Source organism: Pseudomonas sp. CFBP2511, from assembly GCF_030209255.1.
Lineage (GTDB): Bacteria > Pseudomonadota > Gammaproteobacteria > Pseudomonadales > Pseudomonadaceae > Aquipseudomonas > Aquipseudomonas avellanae.
This window is the reverse complement of record NZ_JARVSI010000004.1, coordinates 335,790-355,256: the sequence shown is the minus strand read 5'-3', so window position 1 is coordinate 355,256 and position 19,467 is coordinate 335,790. Positions and strand designations below refer to the sequence as shown.

Annotated in this window: 16 protein-coding genes; 1 reads left to right on the top strand and 15 read right to left on the bottom strand. The window is 58.7% G+C overall.

Translation table 11 applies throughout. From position 1 onward, the window contains the following. Window positions 1-3: 3 nt before the first annotated feature. Complete coding sequence (locus QRN38_RS04435) at window positions 4-471, bottom strand: hypothetical protein (protein ID WP_005771167.1); 468 nt, start codon at window positions 469-471, stop codon at window positions 4-6. Window positions 472-915: 444 nt separating this feature from the next. Here QRN38_RS04435 and QRN38_RS04430 point away from each other — a divergent pair, with 444 nt between their 5' ends. Continuing rightward, a complete protein-coding gene (locus tag QRN38_RS04430; RefSeq protein WP_005771165.1) occupies window positions 916-1,155 on the top strand; it encodes a DUF2789 domain-containing protein in 240 nt (79 codons plus the stop codon). Window positions 1,156-1,175: 20 nt separating this feature from the next. On the opposite strand, the gene QRN38_RS04425 is transcribed toward QRN38_RS04430, so the two are convergent. The 14 genes from QRN38_RS04425 to iolE all read right to left on the bottom strand — a co-directional run bounded on the left by QRN38_RS04425 (window position 1,176) and on the right by iolE (window position 19,408). Continuing rightward, on the bottom strand, window positions 1,176-2,660 hold the full coding sequence (locus QRN38_RS04425) for a T6SS phospholipase effector Tle1-like catalytic domain-containing protein (RefSeq protein ID WP_057418969.1): 1,485 nt from the start codon (window positions 2,658-2,660) through the stop codon (window positions 1,176-1,178). A gap of 293 nt (window positions 2,661-2,953) precedes the next feature. Further along, window positions 2,954-4,171 (bottom strand): methyl-accepting chemotaxis protein, encoded by a 1,218-nt coding sequence (locus QRN38_RS04420; RefSeq protein ID WP_375232811.1) that lies wholly within the window; start codon window positions 4,169-4,171, stop codon window positions 2,954-2,956. 564 nt (window positions 4,172-4,735) lie between these two features. Further along, on the bottom strand, window positions 4,736-5,140 hold the full coding sequence (locus QRN38_RS04415; protein ID WP_003380850.1) for a TraR/DksA family transcriptional regulator: 405 nt from the start codon (window positions 5,138-5,140) through the stop codon (window positions 4,736-4,738). 303 nt (window positions 5,141-5,443) lie between these two features. Beyond that, window positions 5,444-6,469, bottom strand: coding sequence for an ABC transporter permease (locus QRN38_RS04410; RefSeq protein ID WP_003380853.1), 1,026 nt, complete (start codon window positions 6,467-6,469; stop codon window positions 5,444-5,446). A 44-nt stretch (window positions 6,470-6,513) separates the two neighbouring features. Then, complete coding sequence (locus QRN38_RS04405; protein WP_005771154.1) at window positions 6,514-8,091, bottom strand: sugar ABC transporter ATP-binding protein; 1,578 nt, start codon at window positions 8,089-8,091, stop codon at window positions 6,514-6,516. Window positions 8,092-8,160: 69 nt separating this feature from the next. Further along, window positions 8,161-9,090 carry a sugar ABC transporter substrate-binding protein gene (locus QRN38_RS04400; RefSeq protein WP_057416894.1) on the bottom strand — a complete coding sequence of 310 codons (930 nt, stop codon included), beginning with the start codon at window positions 9,088-9,090 and terminating at the stop codon, window positions 8,161-8,163. A gap of 1,083 nt (window positions 9,091-10,173) precedes the next feature. After that, window positions 10,174-11,193: a Gfo/Idh/MocA family protein gene (locus QRN38_RS04395; protein ID WP_057418936.1), complete on the bottom strand. Its 1,020-nt coding sequence runs from the start codon at window positions 11,191-11,193 to the stop codon at window positions 10,174-10,176. Window positions 11,194-11,258: 65 nt separating this feature from the next. Then, a complete protein-coding gene (locus tag QRN38_RS04390) occupies window positions 11,259-12,119 on the bottom strand; it encodes a sugar phosphate isomerase/epimerase family protein (protein WP_007245364.1) in 861 nt (286 codons plus the stop codon). 52 nt (window positions 12,120-12,171) lie between these two features. After that, complete coding sequence (iolG, locus tag QRN38_RS04385; protein ID WP_044390334.1) at window positions 12,172-13,182, bottom strand: bifunctional inositol 2-dehydrogenase/D-chiro-inositol 1-dehydrogenase; 1,011 nt, start codon at window positions 13,180-13,182, stop codon at window positions 12,172-12,174. An 82-nt stretch (window positions 13,183-13,264) separates the two neighbouring features. Next, entirely contained in the window at window positions 13,265-15,202 is a 1,938-nt protein-coding gene (gene iolD, locus QRN38_RS04380) for a 3D-(3,5/4)-trihydroxycyclohexane-1,2-dione acylhydrolase (decyclizing) (protein ID WP_011104587.1), read from the bottom strand. 63 nt (window positions 15,203-15,265) lie between these two features. Next, window positions 15,266-16,096: a TIM barrel protein gene (locus QRN38_RS04375; protein WP_005765016.1), complete on the bottom strand. Its 831-nt coding sequence runs from the start codon at window positions 16,094-16,096 to the stop codon at window positions 15,266-15,268. Window positions 16,097-16,132: 36 nt separating this feature from the next. Continuing rightward, window positions 16,133-17,635 (bottom strand): CoA-acylating methylmalonate-semialdehyde dehydrogenase, encoded by a 1,503-nt coding sequence (locus QRN38_RS04370; protein ID WP_057418935.1) that lies wholly within the window; start codon window positions 17,633-17,635, stop codon window positions 16,133-16,135. Between the two features lie 28 nt (window positions 17,636-17,663). Further along, on the bottom strand, window positions 17,664-18,473 hold the full coding sequence (iolB, locus tag QRN38_RS04365) for a 5-deoxy-glucuronate isomerase (RefSeq protein ID WP_005765020.1): 810 nt from the start codon (window positions 18,471-18,473) through the stop codon (window positions 17,664-17,666). Window positions 18,474-18,502: 29 nt separating this feature from the next. Then, entirely contained in the window at window positions 18,503-19,408 is a 906-nt protein-coding gene (gene iolE / locus QRN38_RS04360; RefSeq protein WP_057418934.1) for a myo-inosose-2 dehydratase, read from the bottom strand. Between the last annotated feature and the right edge of the window lie 59 nt (window positions 19,409-19,467).

The following is a 19,467-nucleotide window of genomic DNA, read 5'->3' as shown; positions in this document are numbered from 1 at the left end:
GGATTACTCGCTGGCCTTGAAGCTCAGCTCACCCTTGCGCCATTTGGCAGCCTTGCCGACAGCCCCCTTCAGGGTCTTGCTCATGCCCATCTGCAATTGCTCTTTGGCGGCAAACACCATGACAACTGTCTGACCTTCCTTGAACACAATGCCGTGGCCTTCAGGGATATCGACGAAGGCATATTCACCCAACCCGTACACGGTCATCTTGATTTCACGGAACTTCAATTCCAGCTTGCCACCTTCGCGGCTGGCCAGAACTGAAGCACGAAAGTGATCGCCTACCTTGAGTTCAAGGCGCGGCTTGTCATCGACGACCAAAGCGCTTTCAGTGTCGATTTCAGCAATATAAATGCCTTCGGCAGATTGCTCGGAGATGTAGACAAAACGGGATTGGAACTGCTTGACCAACTGTGCGCGAAGATCGCCGAGCACGAACAAAGCATGGGTATCCAGGTTACTTACAGCCAAAGTACAAACCCTCAAACATGAAAATGAGGCTGCCTGATGTCAGGACAGTCAAGAAAACGATTCATCCATAGGCCGCATCGAGCACGCCAGACCTTTTGGCATGCTGCAGGCAGTAGCACAGGTTAGCGCCACCACAAATCGGGTGCAGGCGGGAGGCGGATTCTACCGGCTCATGCCATCTACGGGATATATACCTTTTGTACACATCAGTGTCGTAGCAGCGGCGATACCGGGAAATACCGGAAAAACGAACCATCGCCCATGGGCTGGACGGGTTCCGGCCCTGAACATTACAGGTGTGTGCGGCAGTGGAAACATACCACTTGTAGGCAGAGTACAAAAGGCCATCTTTTCAGACCGGCAAATGCATCGAACTCTTGCGTGTGCCGATCACTCCCATGAAGGACTGATGAAAACGGGGATACCCCTCGTCGAGGAGATGACATGGAACTGACCACAAACACGCTGAAAGACTTGTTCGATCAATTGGGACTCGACTCCGACGACCACAGCATCGATGAATTTGTCGCCAACCACCAACTGCCCAATGAAGTGAAAGTGGTCGAGGCCGATTTCTGGTCAGAATCGCAGGCCAGATTCCTGAAAGAAGAACTGCACAAGGATGCCGAATGGGCGCCTGTGATCGACGACCTGAATGTGCTCTTGCATGACGCGCCTGAGTGAATCACTCAGGCGGCTGATTATCATTGCGGATAACCGGGTTGGCCAATATTAAGATGCAATGTGCGGCCACCCGGTTGCGGAGCATGGACGAATACCGCATCCCCCAAAGTGCCGGCTCTGCCGAATACGGCGCTCCAGTGCGCGGACTGATGGATGTAGCGCCAACGCAATAGTTGCTCTTCTTGATCTTCCAGTGAATAAGGGGCGCCTTGCGCATAGGCAGTCAACTTGCGCGCAATGCGCTCCAGTTCAGGTGGAAGCTGAAACTCCGGGCTCTGCGCTACAGGTCCGAAGGGCACGCCTTCGTCGCATGCCAGCGTGTGCATGATGTTCAGGTAGACCCTCGATAGATGACCGAACACCTGACGATTCATACGCACGGCTGCGATAACCGGCTTCATGCCATTGAGCGTTTTTCGGCATGCTTGATAGCCGCTTTCATATAGATGGACTTGCAAAGACGCACGGCTGTCGAGCGGATCAATCCACTGATCGCGACTCATGCTATCCAGTTCAGCCTGGGAGTCCTTCCAGCTGGCCGCCGTGTCAGGTGAGCAGCTTCGGCTGACCAGACTTGTCCGCGGACGAGTCAGCAGGACGTCTTCCTCCATTTGCGGCGGGTAGCCACCACCGATATCGGAGTGAGCGCCGGGCAGCGTAATTTCCATCGGCCACGCTGGCTTGACACTGTTGAGCGCAAAATTGCGCCGCGACTCGTCGCGCGCCACCAGATGCAATACCTGCTCGGCACACCCGGGAGGCAGGTACAGATTGACTCGCCGGTTGTTCGCGTCGCCGGTGTTGCCCAGATCCTTCAAGCTGCCTATCGCAGCGACAGTGTCGAACAGGCCGACAACCTTGAGCCGTACGCTGCCATTACGCCACGTGAAATTTTCGCTTAATTTGACCTTACGGCTGGCGAGTATCGGCTCAAGCATTCCAGCGCTTTGCTTGAGAATTTCGTTGACCAGATGCCTGGCCGACGCAGCGCCACGGCTAAAGCCAAATACATCCAGCTCAAGTGCCTCCAGTACACAATCGGGGTTGTCCTGCGGGAAACCCTTCAACACCGACTCGAGTTTTCTGAACGCATTTTCCACCTTGGAAACCACGCCCGTGGCCCCCCGGCCGAAACTCTGCCCAGGCCACACCGAATCTCGCCCACCGGAGATAGTACCGACACCACTCACGTACAGCGGATAATAAACTTTCAGCCCTTCTCCTTCATTTTCGGCGACAGGTTGTCGACGGTAAAGGCTGACCAGTCGGGCGATATTACTGAGATCGTTATTGTAACTGCTGCCGAGCTGAGTATGGCGCCCGCCGCACTCCTTGATATGCTGACCTGCATTGATATCAATCAATGCCTGACAATCGGCACCAATCTGACTGTTGACGCGGTTGTTTCCTGTGCCATCGAAGAAAATACCGACGCGCGCGGTAACCCGTCGTGTTACCGCGCCTGACAGTGCTGCTGAGGGGTAAACATTCCATTTGTCATTCATGACTTTTCCGTCCTTAGAGGCAGTCCTTGAACAGACTGCACTTAAACCAACATTGTAATAAGTTGATTTAAACAGCTTGCTCAAAGATACCGGACAGTCAACCCATGCAGAGTCGTTTCAGACAAGTCCTACAACTTGTGTAGATTATAAATAAACACCCCATCAATAACGGCCTACGTACTGACCTGCAATCCGCTCTAATTACAATAAATTCATCACTTTGAACTCACCGCATTCAGTCAAGGGTGCACAGTTATAGTCTTGACCTGAATTGCATAGTTATAGGGAGGTGGTCAGCCTTGCGGCTTGTAGCCCAGGCGCAAACCACCCCAGTGTCGCCCTTTGAGCATGATCGGCACGGACAGGTCATGCATCAGCTCGCCCGTGTCGCGGGTGTAGGTTTGCAGCAAAACCGGCAACTGATGGCTGCCGCAGCGAATACCGGTCCGGTCATCGAACTTGCGCTTGCTTCGATTACGCGCATTGTCCACCGCCGCATCACCCGTCAAAGGCTGGTTGAACGCATTGTTGTGCGTGGGTACGTAACCCTGTTGCGTGCAGGCAATGGCAAACACCAGACCTTCGTGCCGGGAAAGCAAGGGCTCTTGCAGCCCTGGCAGCGTTTGGTCGGTGTAACGGTCAAAACGCGTCGTGAACCGGGTGGGCGAAGTATTGGGGACAGGTTTATAGCTACGATCAAACAAGTCGTCCAGGCTGACCCGCCCCTGCTCGATATCAGCCTCGAACTTTTCTGCAATCCGTTGCGCACCTTCACGGGCCAGATCGTAGATACGCTGGTGATAATCATCCAGCCCCACCTGAGCCAGGCGCTGGCTGATGGTCTCAGCCTGCCCCTCCATCTGCACGGCAGCCCTGGCCAGTTGGCGGGTCTGCTCATCGCTGACCGCCAGATCACTGCGCATGTGCTCGACGGCCTCGAACAGGCTCGCCAACTGATCCTGATTACTTCGTGCCCCCTGAGCGATTTCGCTGACCTGGCTTTCGACCTCGACGGCCAGCCGGGCAATATTGCCCAGATGCTGACCGGTCAGCTCGACCTGTTCGACGCCGGTGTCCAGATCGGACGACAACTCGCGGATCTGCTCGACAACCTGTGCGGTACGTTGCTGAATGTCGGCGACCATCTGGCCAACCTCCCCGGTAGCGCTGGCGGTTCGACCGGCGAGCCCGCGCACCTCATCGGCAACCACGGCAAAGCCGCGTCCATGTTCGCCTGCCCGGGCAGCTTCGATGGCAGCATTGAGCGCCAGCAGGTTGGTCTGGCTGGCAATCGACTGGATCACCATCGTTACTCGCTGGATCTCCTCGCTGCGCTGGCTCAGCGCTTCGATCAGCTCACGACTGCCGACCGCGCGCTGGCTCAAGCGATGCATGCGTTCGATGGACTCATTCAGCGCGCTGCTTCCGGACTCACTGCGCTGACGCGCCTCACTGGCCGCAATCAGCGCCTGCTGGCTCAACTGCGCGGTCTGCTGCTCGGTGGCAATCATCTGCTCGGCGCTGCTGACCACCTGTTCGGCGGCCCCCAGTTGCGACTGCACCCTGCCCGCCAACTGCCCCACGGAAAACGCCACCTGAGCGGCGGAAAGCGCGTTATGACTGGTGGTGCGCGACAGATCGCGGGTCAGCAAAGCAATGTCGCTGTCACCGGAATCGACGCGCGAAACCAGGCCACTTTTGCGCGCCAGACGTGGCAGCCAGACCACCAGCAACGCCAGCGGTGTGACCACATAGAGAGACAGCCCGGCCACGCTCATGGCCGCCAGCAGCAGGCACAACGCAACACTCTGCACCGCCGGCACCCACCACTTCGACGCAGCGCCCGAAGCATCGGCCAGCGGCAGCCCGGCTGCCATGGATAGGTTCTCGGCCATGCTGCGTCACCCCGTCAGTATTTATCGTTATTGCGTTCATTAAACGCCAGATAACGGCCTTATGCCATGCGCTGTTGGTCTTAGCGACCAGCGTGACTTCAGACAAACTCCGGGCACAAGAAAACCGGGAGGCAATTGCTTGCGTCCCGGTTCGGTCACTCAGTCGCTGTTGCCTGTGTATCAGGCCTGGCGCTGGTGCTTGTCGATCTGCTCGTGGCGCTCTTGCGCTTCGATGCAATACTTGGTGGTCGGGCTGATCAGCAGACGCTTGAGGCCGATAGGCTCGCCGCTGTCATCGCACCAGCCAAAGGTGTCATCGGCAATGCGCGACAAGGCCATTTCCAACTGGGGCAGCATGCGTTGATCGCGGTCGATCACGTTGACCAGCCAGTGACGCTCTTCTTCAACGGAAGCCGCGTCCGCAGGGTCGGCAGGCGTGTCCAGGCTTTCGATGGCAATACGGCTCTGCTCGATTCGCGCGTGGATCTCGACCTTCATGCCCTGCAACAGCTCGACGAAGAAAGCGTGCTGCTCGGCGTTCATGTAGTCATCGGCCGGCATGGCCAGCAACTTTTCCTTTGTCATTTATTTCTCTATAAAAAAACGTGCATTGAGGAGCGGCTCGACGTTGCCGTACAAACCAGTAATCTCCAAGCGCCACCTGGCACTCAATTTACGAGGGGCGGCAGTCTAAGGCCGGCTCACGGGCTCGGCAACACAATTGAAGGATTTTCGTACAACAATTGCGGTAAAACCCTTTAAACGGGGATGTATAACCCGATCAGCGGGCTGCTTGATGAGGCTCTGACCCACTCAAAGCGTATCGGTTCCTGCAATATCAACAGCGCAAAAGGGCCTGAAAAGGCCCTTTTGCACAAATGATCGAAATCAGCGCTTGGTCTTGCGCTTGTTGCGATATTGATCGATTACCACCGCCGCCACAATGATCAGACCCTTGATGATGTCCTGAACGTAGGCGTCCACGCCAACAAACGTGAAGCCGCTGGCCATTACCCCGAGAATCAGCGCACCGATGACCGTGCCGGTAATTCGCCCGACGCCGCCCGCCAGGCTGGTGCCGCCGATGACTGCCGCCGCGATGGCATCCAGCTCATAGGACATGCCCATGCCCGCCTGGCCGGTTGCGGCTCGCGCCGAGGCAACCACGCCTGCCAATCCGGCCAGCAGCCCGGCGATGCTGTAGACAATGATCAGGTGACGCTTGACGTTGATCCCCGAGGTGCGCGCCGCCTGCATGTTGCCACCAATGGCGTAGGTGTATTTGCCGTACTTGGTGTAGCGCAGCGCAATGTGGAAAATGACCGCCACCACCAGAAAGATGATGACCGGCATCGCGCCTTGGCCAATGGCCGTGTAGGAATCAGAGAGCATGCTCACCGGCTGACCTTCGGTGTAGAAGCGTGCCAAGCCGCGTGCAGAGACCATCATGCCCAATGTGGCGATGAAGGGCGGGATGCCGGTGATCGCGATGATGCTGCCGTTGATGGCGCCGGCGAGCAACCCCACCCCGAGCCCGACCACGATCGGAATCCATACGGGCAGGTCGGTCAGCGAAGGAAACACCGCGCGGGAAAAATCCGAGGTCTGCGCCAGACTCGCGGCAATCATCGCCGACAACGCCAATACCGAGCCGGACGACAGGTCGATGCCCGTGGTGATGATCACCTGCGTGACGCCGATAGCGAGCAGGCCGATGATCGACACCTGAAGAATCATCAGTACCAAACGCTGGGAATTGAGCAGAAAGCTTTGATCGCGAACGATCCAGCCGAACAGTTCAAAGATCAGGCCTATACCGATCAGCACCAGAAAAATACTCAGCTCGGTCGGCAGCCTTCTTTTTTTTCCGGTCGGCGCCAGGGCCGGCTTGTTTTGCAGAATCGCGTTGCTCATGTTGATTACCCTCTTGTTCTTCTACCGGGCTCTGTGGCGCAAGCTCAATGAACCCGGTGGCCGGAGGCCAGATGCATGACTTTTTCCTGGGTCGCTTCGCTACGGTCGAGAATCCCCATCATTTCGCCTTCGTGCATGACCATGACCCGATCGCTCATGCCCAGCACTTCCGGCAGCTCCGAAGAGATCATGATGACGGCCATGCCTTCGCTGGCCAGCAGCGAGATCAGCCGATAAATTTCCGCCTTGGCACCGACGTCGATGCCGCGCGTCGGCTCGTCGAGAATCAAGACCCTGGGATTGGTCATCAACCAGCGCGCCAACAGGGCTTTCTGCTGGTTGCCACCGGACAGCGTGTCGATGCACTGCTCCAGCGAAGGAGTTTTCACCCGCAGCTTCTTGCACATGTCTTCGCACAGCGCCCGCAATGCTTTCTGCTGCACGAAGCCATTACCCGCATAATTGGCCAAGACGGCCATTTCCATGTTTTCCATGACCGACAGGCACGGAAACAGGCCGGTCAGCTTGCGGTCTTCGGTCAGCAGCGCAAACCCCAGTTCGATGGCCTGATGCGGGTCGCCAATGCGTACCGTCTTGCCATCGAAACGGATCTCGCCACTGTCGCTGGGAGTGATCCCGAACAGGGTCTCGGCCACATTGGTGCGCCCCGACCCCATCAGCCCGGCAATGCCCAGAACCTCACCGGCCCGCAGGTCGAAGGATACCTGCTGGAAAATGCCTTTCAGGCTCAGGTCACTGACAGAAAGCAGGACATCGCCCGCAGGCTTTTCGCGCTGCGGGAATAATTGGGTCAACTCGCGACCGACCATCATCGAGATCAGGCTGTCGCCATCCATGCTTTCGGCGCGCTGCAGGCCAATGTAGGTGCCATCACGAAACACCGCCACTTCGTCGGCGATCTTGAACACTTCATTCATCTTGTGGGTGATGTAGATGATGCCTTTGCCCTGCGAGCGCAGGTCGGCAATGATTGAAAACAGGTGCTCCACTTCAGTCTCGGTAATGGCCGAGGTGGGCTCGTCCATGATCAGCACGTCCGAATCGTAGGAAACGGCTTTGGCGATCTCCACCATCTGCCGCTCGGCAATGCTCAGGTTGCCCACCAGTTCTTCGGGATCAAGCTTGATGCGCAGACGCTCCAGCAGTTGCGCCGTACAGCGGTGCATTTCCCGGTGGTCGACCATGTGCAGGCCATTGAGCTGCTCGCGGCCGATCCAGATATTCTCGGCGATGCTCATGAAGGGCATCAGGTTCAGTTCCTGATGGATCATGGCGATACCCGCCTGCAGCGCTGAAAGCGGGGTGGTAAAGCTGATCGGCTTGCCGCGCAAGCGAATTTCGCCGGTATCGGGCTGGTAGATCCCGGCGATGATTTTCATCAACGTTGACTTCCCTGCCCCGTTCTCGCCCATCAGCGCCAGCACACTGCCGGGACGCAGGCGCAGCTGGACATCGTCGAGCGCGATAACGCCAGGGAAGCCTTTGCTGATATGGCTGATTTCCAGCAGATAGGGGCACTGAGCATCTGGCGTGAGGCCAGCACCATCACTGGACGGCAGATCGGGTTTTGCGGGAGGGCTGGCAGTAGCGGAACCGGACATGATCACAAACTCCTCAGGCGGCAGGCATGGGAGGACATCGCCCTTCCCTCCCTGGCCTGTCGACTGTTGTTATTTGAAAGTGGAGACGTTTTCAGGCGTGATCAGACGATACGGAATGACGATTGCCTGTGGCTCGACTTTGTCTTTTTTGGCCATTTTCACAGCGGCATCAATCGCGCCATCGGCTTGCCCTTTGGCATCCTGATAAACCGATACTGTCAGATCACCTTTGGTCACTGCGTTGAGGCCATCGGGTGTGCCGTCGACACCAGCGACAAACACCTTGCCTTTGTCGACTCCAGCCTGCTTCAGTGCCATCGCAGCACCAATGGCCATTTCGTCGTTATTGGCGAGAACCGCATTGAATTTGCGCCCTTGAGTGAGCCAGTCATTAGTCAGGTCCATGCCTTTCTGGCGCAGCCAGGTGCCGGTCTGCTCTTGGTCGATCTTGATATCAGGGTATTTGGCCAGCACCTCTTTGATGCCCTTGGTGCGGTTTTGCGTGGAGTTGTTGGCCAGATCCCCCAAGAGAATCATCACGCTGCCCTTGCCGCCCATTTTGTCGGCGACATATTGCGCCTGCAGACGGCCAGCCTCGGTGTCGTCGGATGTTACGGTGGCTACGCCTGCTGGCAGCTTGGAGTCATCCGGGCGGCGGTTGACGTAGACCAGCGGAATGCCGGCGGCGACGGCTTCCTTGGTGATACGCGCGGTAGCGGCGGTGTCTACCGGGTTGACGATCAGGGCGTCGACTTTCTTGTTGATGAGTTCCTTGACCTGATCGATCTGCTTGTTGACGTCGGCGCGGGCATCAACAAATTGCAGTGTTACGCCGTCAGACATGCTCTTGGCCTTGGTGCCCATGTCCTGACGCAGATAGGTCAGCCAGGTGTCGTCGAATTGCGACATGGCCACCCCGACCTTGATATCGGCCAGCGCAGCGCCGCTGCCGAGCATCAATGCCAGGGCGAGTGAGGTGAAAGCAAGCTTGGTTTTCATGAGGGCTCTCCAGATTCTTGTTGTTGTTTGGATCTGATAACCATTGGTCGGGAGCGACAGTAAAGCCAATCAGCGAGGCAGACGAATGCCCGTTGCACCCGGGATGCAGAACAGTTGAGCGTCCTTGTGCCGTACGCACATGCCACGGGCGACGATCGTGAGAAATCGCTCCATGAGCCGGATCCAGAATGACGAGGTGACAGAAAGCTTGGCGGGCAAGCCAGAAGTGGGGGTTTTCATCGACAGTACCTATCTTTTGTTTTGTTTTTGTTGGCTTGTTCCCCGTGGCCTGAAAAATGACTTCATGCCCGGGTGATTCGATAGTCGGTAACCTGAAAACGACTCTATTGGAAAATATTTTCCAATTCAACTGATTTTAGAATTTTATTCCATTTCATTTTTATTCAGTGCAGAAATGCCAAAACCCGACACGTGTCAGGCGTCGGGTTTTGACTAGCGGGCCTTCACTCGGCGTCGGTATGCAGTTCTTGACGCTCTGCGCCACACGGCGGTTTTGCTATGTCAGTTGGATATGTTCACGGCTCAGGTCACCTTTTCGCCCCTCGGCGACATACTTTGAAGGATCAAAGTATGCAAAATCCTGGCTCCGTTTCCGGCCCGACTTCGTCGGGTTCCTTCGCCCTGACACTGATCCGTATGACTATCGTGCCGACGCTCCGCGTGGGCATGCAGTTCTTGACGCTCCGCGTCACACAGCGGTTCTACGATGTCAGTTGGATATGTTTACGACTCAAGGCACCTTTTCGCCCCTCGGCGACATACTTTGAAGGATCAAAGTATGCAAAATCCTGGCTCCGTTTCCGGCCCGACTTCGTCGGGTTCCTTCGCCCTGACACTGATCCGGGGGTCGCCGCAACGGGCCATCCTTGGCCCGATGCGGCTTGCTCGGCGTCCTGCCTCGCATCCCCCGGATCAGCGCCAGGACTCAGCCGTCACTTACGTCGCAATCCGCGTCGTCAATGCCATCGTGGTTGAAAAGCACATCAAAAACACTGTGGTGCGAGTATGACTAGCTTGCCGACGCGAAGCATCGGCTCGAGGGTGAGTCATGAGTGTGTATGTCTACAGCACCACAACCCGTCCTTCGCGGGCGCTCAGGCGTGCTGCGTCCATGACCTGCGCCGAGGCGATTGCATCGTGGGGGTTGACCGGGTTGCTGCCCTGCTCGTCCACTGCACATTGCAGTTGCTGGTAGAACTCAAGCCAGCAGCCCCGCTCCGAGGGCACGCGTTCGCGATGATCGCCCTGCTCGAACCAGCCCCAGCGCCTATGCTCTTCGACGCCCCAGCGCTCGCCTTCGGACCGTGGAGTCAGGCCGGCAAACGCGGCTTCTTCCTGACCGTCCAGCCCGTCGACGCTGTAACACCCCTTCGAGCCACTGACTCGGAAGCGCGGCTTGGGGGTGTTTTGCAGGCAACTGCCGGACAAATGCGAGACCACGCCATTGGCATGGGTCAGCGCGACGAAAAACGTGTGATCCAGCTCTTCGTCGGCGGCGGCGAAGCGCAATTCGCCGTACACCCGCTCGACCGGTCCGAACAGCACCAGCGCCTGATCCACGAGGTGACTGCCCAGGTCGCGCAACATGCCCCCACCGCTGGCCTTGCCGACGGAGCGCGGCGAATAGCGCTCGATGCTGGACTCGAAGCGGCTGATTTCGCCCAACGCATCGTTGTCGATCAGCTTACGCACGGTGAGGAAGTCAGAATCCCAGCGCCGGTTCTGATAAACACTGAGCAGCACCCCGCGCCGCTCGGCAGCCTCCACCAGTTCACGCGCCTGCGCGGCATCATTGGCAAAGGGTTTATCGCTGACCACCGCCACGCCCAGTTCGATAGCCTCCAGAATCAACGCTCGCCGTGATGCCAGCGGTGTGGAAATCATCACCACATCGACCCCGGCAGCCACAAGTTCGGCCAGCGTGTCGAACGTCGCAACGCCGGGATAATCATTGGCGACGTCCTGCTTTCGTTCAGGCGAACGGGTCACCACGCCCGCAAACGTGGCACCGGGCACACTTGAAATCAGCGTCGCATGAAAGTAACGCCCCCCTTTGCCGTAGCCCACCAGCCCTGCTCGCATGGATATCTCCTGTGGTCCATGAACCTCAGGCCGCAGCCATCGGTTGTGTCGTCGCTGCCACTGTATCAGCGCAGCAGCTCACTTTTGACCCGTTCGAGCATGAATCGGCTCGACTCATCGGCGCGCTCTTCCCAGGCAAATACAGCCACCGTGGCGATACCGTCGAACTTGATGTCCCTGAGTGTCGAGAAAAACGCTTCCCAGTTCACCTCGCCCTGGCCGATGTCCAGGTGCTGATGCACGGTCGCCGTCACGCCGGGCGGGTTGACGATGTAGCGCAGGTTGGACGAAGCCCGATGATTATAGGTGTCGGCAATGATCAGGTGCGTGAGCCTGTCGCCTGCGTAACGCAGCATGGAGGCGATATCCCCCACGCCATCATCGTAGAAAAAAGTGTGGGGCGCAGCGTACAGGTAGTTGATCCAGTCGCGATCGAGCCCGCGAATGATGTCTACCGATTCGTTATTGCGCTCACAGAAGTCATAGGGATGTGCCTGAATATCCAGCTTTATGCCTTCGCGCTCGAAATGCGGCATCAGTTCGTCCATCGACTTCATGAACTGGTTCTCGCAGACCAGCGCATGATCGGATTGCCCGCTGAACTCGGTATTCATCAGGTCGCAGTCCATTTCCACCGCCACCTCAATGGCACGCTTCCAGTTGCGCACGGCGGCAATGCGCAGGTCTTCATCGGGCGCGGCCCAGTGGTACAGCGGCAGCAGCGAGGAGAGCTTCACGCCCGCGTCGCTCAGGGCCTTGCGAAACTCTCTGATCCGCGCCCGGTCCACGCGCGGATACTTGTAAAACGGCATGAAGTCTTCACGCGGCGACAGCTCGATGTAGTCGTAGCCCAGTTCCGCGGTTTTATCGACCATCGCCCCGAGGGACAGATGGCGATACATGTAAGGGTCCAGTGCAATACGCATGATGCCTCCCTTTTATTCTTGTCGAGAGATGTCCGGGTTGCCGGAAAAACGGTCAGGCATAGAACGCCGGACGCATGGCCAGGGTAATCGGCACCACAGCGCCATTGTTCTGTGCCAGTACACAGGCATCGGCGGCCACGGCAGCGGCGTAGCCGTCCCAGGCGGAAGGGCCGTAGATCGTGCCTGCCTTTACGCCGTCGATGAAGTCCTGCAACTCGACGTCATAGGCGGCAATGAAGCGATCTTTCCAGTCCATCAGAATCGCGTTGGACAATTTGGCCTCGCTGCGCAACTGCACCTGAGAAGGCTCAGGCAGTCTGGCAATGCCGCTCTCGCCAACCACTTCACACTGGATGTCGTAGCCATACTGGCAGTTGACGAACACTTCGACGTCAATGCGCGTGCCGCGGGCGGTTTCCAGCATCACGATCTGCGGGTCTTTGATGTGCGCCAGGGCTTTGCCGGTCTTGCGCGGGAACACTACCTGCACCGAAACGTAGTCGTCATTGAGCAGCCAGCGCAGCACATTGAGCTCGTGAATGAGGGTGTCGGTGATGGCCATGTCGGTCTTGTAATTCTCGCCCACACGCGGGTTGCGGTGGGCGCAATGGAGCATCAGCGGCTCGCCGATCTGGCCGCTGTCGATCACTGACTTGAGCGCGCGATAGCCCTGGTCATACGGGCGCATGAAACCCACCTGCACCAGACGCCTTCCACTGGCGATCTCGGCTTCGACGATGTGCCGGCAGCCTTCGGCAGTGACCGCCAGCGGCTTTTCACAGAATACCGGCTTGCCTGCGGCGATGGCCGCCAGCACGTACTCTTCATGGCTGGGGCCCCAGGAGCAGACCAGCACCGCTTCGACATCCGGCGCGGCGATCAATGCGTGCCCGTCGGCATACACTTCGGCGCCAATGCCCAGATCACGCACCACGTTGGCTGCCTGCTCCAGATTGATGTCGGTGACGGCCACCACCTGACTGCCGACCAGTGTCTTGCTGCAACGCCGGATATGATCCTGACCGATTGCGCCTGTGCCGATCACGCCGAGTTTCAATGCCATGTTCAGGTTCCTTTTTTTATTGGTTGTTGCCTGTTATTGGTGTTGCCGTGAACGGGTCACGGGCGCTGCACGATAAAAGTGATCAGTACTGACGCGCCTTGGCCAGCTCGCGGTTGAGCGTGTCGTACACCTGCGCGGTGGTGCCGGTAGTCGACACTTCGGCGACACCGACCCGCCACCACGACAGGTATTTATGAATCATGGTCTTGGGCAGCACTTTGATGTCGATCAGCGTCGAGACGGTCTGAAGCCGGGCATCGGCGAGCGCCTGGTGCAGCTGCTCGGCGGTACTGACCTTGTAGGTCTTGCAGCCATAGGCCGCGGCGCTCATGGCGAAATCCACCGGCACGAAGTCGCCATCGAGCTTGCCGGTCTGCGGGTTGCGGAAACGGAACTCGGTGCCGAAGCTGTTCATGCCGTGTTCCATCTGCAGGTTGTTGATGCAGCCGAAGGTCATGTTGTCGAGCAACACCACGTTGATCTTGCGCCGCTCCTGAATCGAGGTCGCCAACTCCGAATGAAGCATCATGTAGGAGCCGTCGCCGACCAGCGCGAAGACCTCCCTATGCGGCACCGCGAGCTTGACGCCCAGTGCGGCGTTGACCTCGTAACCCATGCACGAGTAGCCATATTCAACGTGATAGGTATCGACGCCGGTACTGCGCCACGCTCGCTGCAGATCACCCGGCAGGCTGCCGGCGGCGGCAACGATGACTGCATCGGGCGGCAAGCTCTGGTTGAGAATGCCCAGCACGCCGCTCTGGGTCAGGCACGAACCGGTCAGTTCGATAAAGTCACGCAGCACGGCCGGGGCCATATGGTCGTTGATTTCCGGGACGAAACCTTCGCTTTGGTACTCGACCGCATAAAGGCGATCAACCTCGGCGTCCAGTTCGGCACGCGCCGCCCGTGGCGCGTCGCCCCAGGCAGCCCGGTAGTCACTGGCCTGCAAAACTTCACTCAACGCCTGCAAGGCGAACTGCGCATCGGCCAGCAACTGCACGCCGTCGAGTTTCTGCACATCGAAAGCGCCGACGTTGATATTGAGAAACTGCACATCCGGGTTCTGGAACAGCCATTTCGACGCCGTGGTGAAGTCGCTGTAACGGGTGCCTACGCCAATGATCAGATCAGCTTCTTTTGCCAGCCGATTGGCCGCCACCGTGCCGGTTTCGCCGATCCCACCCATGTTCAGTGGGTGCGCCGACACGATGGCGCTCTTGCCTGCCTGGGTTTCCGCAAAGGGGATGTCAAAGCGCTCGGCAAAGGCTTGCAGCGCTTCAGCCGCGCCCGAGTAACGCACACCGCCGCCGCAGATCAGCAACGGTTTGCGCTTGCCGGCCAGCAGCTTTAACGCATCGTCAAGCATGGCCTTGCTGGGCGGGCGACGGTCGATACGGTGCACGCGCTTTTGCAGAAAGCTGTCCGGGTAATCGTAGGCCTCAGCCTGCACGTCCTGAGGCAGGGCCAGGGTCACCGCGCCTGTTTCGGCCGGATCGGTCAGCACGCGCATGGCATTGATCGCTGCGCTCATCAGTTGCTCGGGGCGGTTGATGCGGTCCCAGTATTTGCTGACCGCCTTGAAGGCGTCGTTGGTGCTGATACTCAGGTCATGGAACTGCTCGATCTGTTGCAACACCGGGTCAGGCTGGCGGCTGGCATAGACATCGCCCGGCAACAGCAGCAGCGGAATCCGGTTGGCGGACGCCGTTGCCGCGGCGGTGATCATGTTCGCCGCGCCCGGCCCCACCGAGGAGCTGCACGCGTAGATCTTGCGCCGCAGGTGCTGTTTGGCAAAACCGATGGCGGCGTGGCACATGCCCTGCTCGTTACGACCTTGATGAACCACCAGATCGCCGCTGTCCTGCTCCAGCGCCTGGCCGAGGCCCAGCACATTGCCATGGCCGAAGATGGTGAAAATGCCCGCGACGAACTTGCTCTGCACGCCATCGACTTCGACATACTGATTATCGAGAAACTTTACCAGGGCCTGAGCCATGGTCAGTCGGGTTGTACTCATGTTCGCACCTTGTTCTTGTTTGAGGTGGCCAGGGTTTGAGGTGACCTGACGGCTGAAATCAAATCAGTGACGCTGCGAAACAGCTCGTGACAAATGCGCCATGCTCGCCGAGATTGCCTGTGGAATGTCTTCCAGCGCATGGACACTTTCGGCGAACGGCTCGAACGACAGATGCCCCGTATAACCGCTGTCCAGCAATCGTTCGATCTGTGCAGCATTGCCCAGAATGTCAGCCTCCCCTACTAGCACGCGGTGGCCGTCGCGAATGCTGTTGAGGGGTGCCTGTGCATCCTCGACACCGGAGATGTGCACCAGCCCGGTCAGCTCGGGAAACAGCTCGACCTCGCCGGCCAGATGGTGATGAAAGGTGTCGTGAACCAGCCGGTAGACATCCAGCCCACCGACAGCCCTGATCGCATCCACGGCCTGACGCTTGAGGCGCAGGGAACATTCCTCGAAGCCCAGCGGCTCGACGAACCCCAGGATGCCGTGTTCACGGAGAATCGGCGCCAGTGCGGTCAACGCCGTGCGCAACCCGGCGGCACGCTGCGCGCCGTTGCGCGGGTCGGCGCGGTCGTTGAGCGGGCACAGCACCAGCCCTTTGGCACCACAGGCACGTGCGTATTGCGCAAGCTTCGTGGCCTGGGCACTGCGCTCGTCATTCCAGACATCGAACGGGTACAGCGCGTTGATCGAAAGCACCTGTACGCCTTTGGCAGCACACAGATCAGCAACCACCGTTGGCGCGGTGCCGTCTTCGATCTCGATGCCTTTGAGGTCGTTGCGGATTTCGATGGCGTCGGCACCCAGCTTCACAGCCAGATCGACAAATTCCTCAAGCGACAGGCGTGGTGCGACCATTCGATTAAGGGCGAAACGCAGGGGATGACTCATTGTTATTGTTCTCCGCAACATTCCATTGATTGAAGATTATTTAGCGGTCGGCATACTGAATTCCGGCCCTTTGGCAATACTGTCCGGCCAGCGCTGCATGACGCTTTTGTAGCGGCTGTAAAAACGCAGGCCTTCTTCGCCGTAGGCGTGGTGGTCGCCGAACAGTGAGCGTTTCCAGCCACCAAACGAATGCCAGGCCATGGGCACCGGAATCGGCACGTTGATGCCAACCATACCGACCTTGATGGTGCGTGCGAACGCACGGGCCACGCCGCCATCGCTGGTAAAGCACGACACGCCGTTACCGAATTCGTGGGCATTGATCAGCTCGACGGCGCTGGCGAAATCCGCCACATGCACGATGCCCAGCACCGGACCGAAGATTTCTTCCTTGTAGATCTGCATCTGCGGGGTGACGTTGTCGAACAGCGTTGCGCCGACAAAAAAGCCCTGCTCGGCACCCGGCACGCTGAAATTGCGCCCATCGACAATCAGCTTCGCACCTTCTTTCACGCCCTGATCGATGAACCCTTCGACCTTGGCCTTGTGCACGGCAGTGACCAGCGGCCCCATGTCCGAGTCAGCCTGCATACCATTGCCGACCTTAAGCTGGTCAATGCGTGGTAGCAGCTTGTCGATCAGGCGCTGGCCCACGTCGCCCACCACCACGGCAATGGAGATGGCCATGCAACGCTCGCCAGCCGAACCATAGGCGGCGCCGATCAACGCGTCGGCGGCTTGATCCAGGTCAGCGTCGGGCATCACGATCATGTGATTCTTGGCGCCGCCCAACGCCTGCACGCGCTTGCCACGGGAAGTACCCTGCTGATAAATGTACTCGGCAATCGGCGTCGAACCGACAAACGAAACAGCTTCTATGTCGGGGTGTTGCAGCAAGGCATCGACCGCCACCTTGTCGCCCTGCACCACATTGAAAACGCCGTCTGGCAAACCGGCTTTTTTCAACAGCCGGGCCATCAGCAGGCTGGCCGACGGATCACGTTCGGAAGGTTTGAGGATAAAGCAGTTGCCGGTCACCAGTGCCATGGGGATCATCCACAGCGGCACCATGACAGGGAAGTTGAACGGCGTGATCCCGGCGCAGACGCCCAGTGGCTGGCGCAGGTTCCAGTTGTCGATACCACCGCCAATATTGTCGCTGAAATCACTTTTCAGCAGGTTGGGTGCACCGCAGGCAAACTCGACGATTTCGATGCCGCGCACCACTTCACCGCGGGCATCGGACAGCACCTTGCCGTGCTCGCGGCAAATGATCTGCGCCAGCTCGTCATGGTGCTGGTCCAGCAGCTCCTTGAATTTGAACATCACCCGCGCCCGGCGCAACGACGACTGATCGGCCCAGCCGGCAAATGCCGCTTTGGCAGACGCGACGGCCTCATCCACCGTCTTGACGCTGGCCAGCGCGACACGCGCCTGAACCGTACCGATGGCTGGGTTGAAGACGTCGCTGTAACGCTCGCCATCGCCGTTGTTCGACTGTCCGTTGATGTAGTGGCCGATTACCGGTGATTCGCTCATTTGCATGACTCCTAAGCAAAAAGGGGGGTTAAAGATCCAGCAGCCAGCTGTGCTGCGGATCGTTATTGAACTGCCAGGCGCGCGTCGGGCCGGCCATCACGTTCAGGTAATACGATTCGTAACCGTAGGGCACAGACACCGGGTGGTAGCCCTTGGGCACCGTCACCAGGTCGTTGTTTTCCACGGCCATGGCCTGATCGATGCTGCGATCGTCGGTATAAACCCGTTGAAAGACAAAGCCCTGGGGCGGGTTGACCATGTGGTAATAGGTTTCTTCGAGAAAGCTCTCGTGCGGCAGGTTGTCCCTGTCGTGCTTGTGCGGCGGGTAGCTGGAGGAATGCCCCGAAGGCGTGCGCACCTCGACCACCAACAGCGAATGGGCCGACTCGGTGTCCGGCAGAATGTCGCACACGTAGCGCGTGTTGGCCCCTTTGCCGCGCACGCTGCGTTTCATGCTGGCGGGCTGAATCAACCGGGCCGGGAGCCGCTTGCCAGCATCGCCGGGGGCACGACACACCGCCAGATGCACCGGCCCCTGCGCGACAACGTCTGCCTGACTGTGGGGTGGCAGGTAGACCGCGAACGGCGACTTTTCTTCGAACACCGATTGCCGGTCGCCGATGTTCTCCCAGTTGAAAGCGCCCTGCCCCGGTGCTTCGCCAGTCACACTGGCGCGGCCAGCGAGCAATACCACACACAACTCGTGTTCTTCTGCACTGAGAGACAGATGCTCTCCGGCCTCCAGGCGATAGGCGGCAAAGCCCACGTATTCAAGGGCGCCGGGGGCAAGTGCCACGACGTCACGGCCTTCGGGTTTGCTTTTGGTCAGCAGACTCATGATTCAATCCTCCTTATCAGGCATCAGCGCTATCGCGCATCGGCCAGCAGTTGGCGCAGCGTGTCGTAGCCTTTTTTGGCATACACATAACTGGGCGCTACCGCCGGGTCCTGTTCGGCCTCGACCACCAGCCAGCCGCTGTAGTCGGCCTGCAACAACACCTTGAGCAGTGCCGAAAAATCAATGTTGCCGTCGCCGGGCACCGTGAACGTGCCATTGATGATGCAGTCCGGAAAGCTCCAGAGATTGTTGCGCGCCAGTTGCACCACAGGTTTGCGCACGTCCTTGAAATGCACGTGGCAAACGCGCTCGATGTGTTTGCCCAGCACCTGCAAAGGCTCGCCGCCGCCCATATAGCAATGCCCCGAATCGAACAGCAGCCCGACCTCGTTGCCGGTCAGTGCCATCAGCTTGTCGATGTCCTGAGGCGATTCGACGTAAGCGCCCATGTGATGGTGATACGCCAGACGCACGCCACGGGACAGGGTGAAGCGCGCCAGTTCGGTGAGTTTTTCGGCGTACTCACGCCACGCCGCATCGCTGTGAAAGCGCGGTCGTTCGACCAGCGGGATGCGCTGGCCCTGAATGGAGTCGGCCACTTCGCCGTACACCAGCACCGAAGCGCCGTTCTCGGCGAGCAACTGCACGTGCGGGGTAATGGCTTCGATTTCCTCGGCCACCGAGCGCTGCGCCAGACGGCTTGAATACCAGCCGGAGACCAGCGCGAGGCTGTAAGGTCGCAGCACATCGCCGACGCCCTTGGCATCCTTGGGGAACTTGCCGTTGAGCTCGAAACCTTCGTAACCGATGTCCTTGCCTTCGCTCAGGGCAGTGCTCAACGGTGTTTCGCCGCCAAGGGCCGGCAAGTCGTCGTTGCTCCAGGAGATCGGGTTAATACCGATGCGGATCTTGGGCGTGGAAGCTGAAACAGGCATGGTTGTACCTTTTTTGTTATTGCGTTGTGTTGATACAGCGTTGCGTTGTCGTCGCTGCA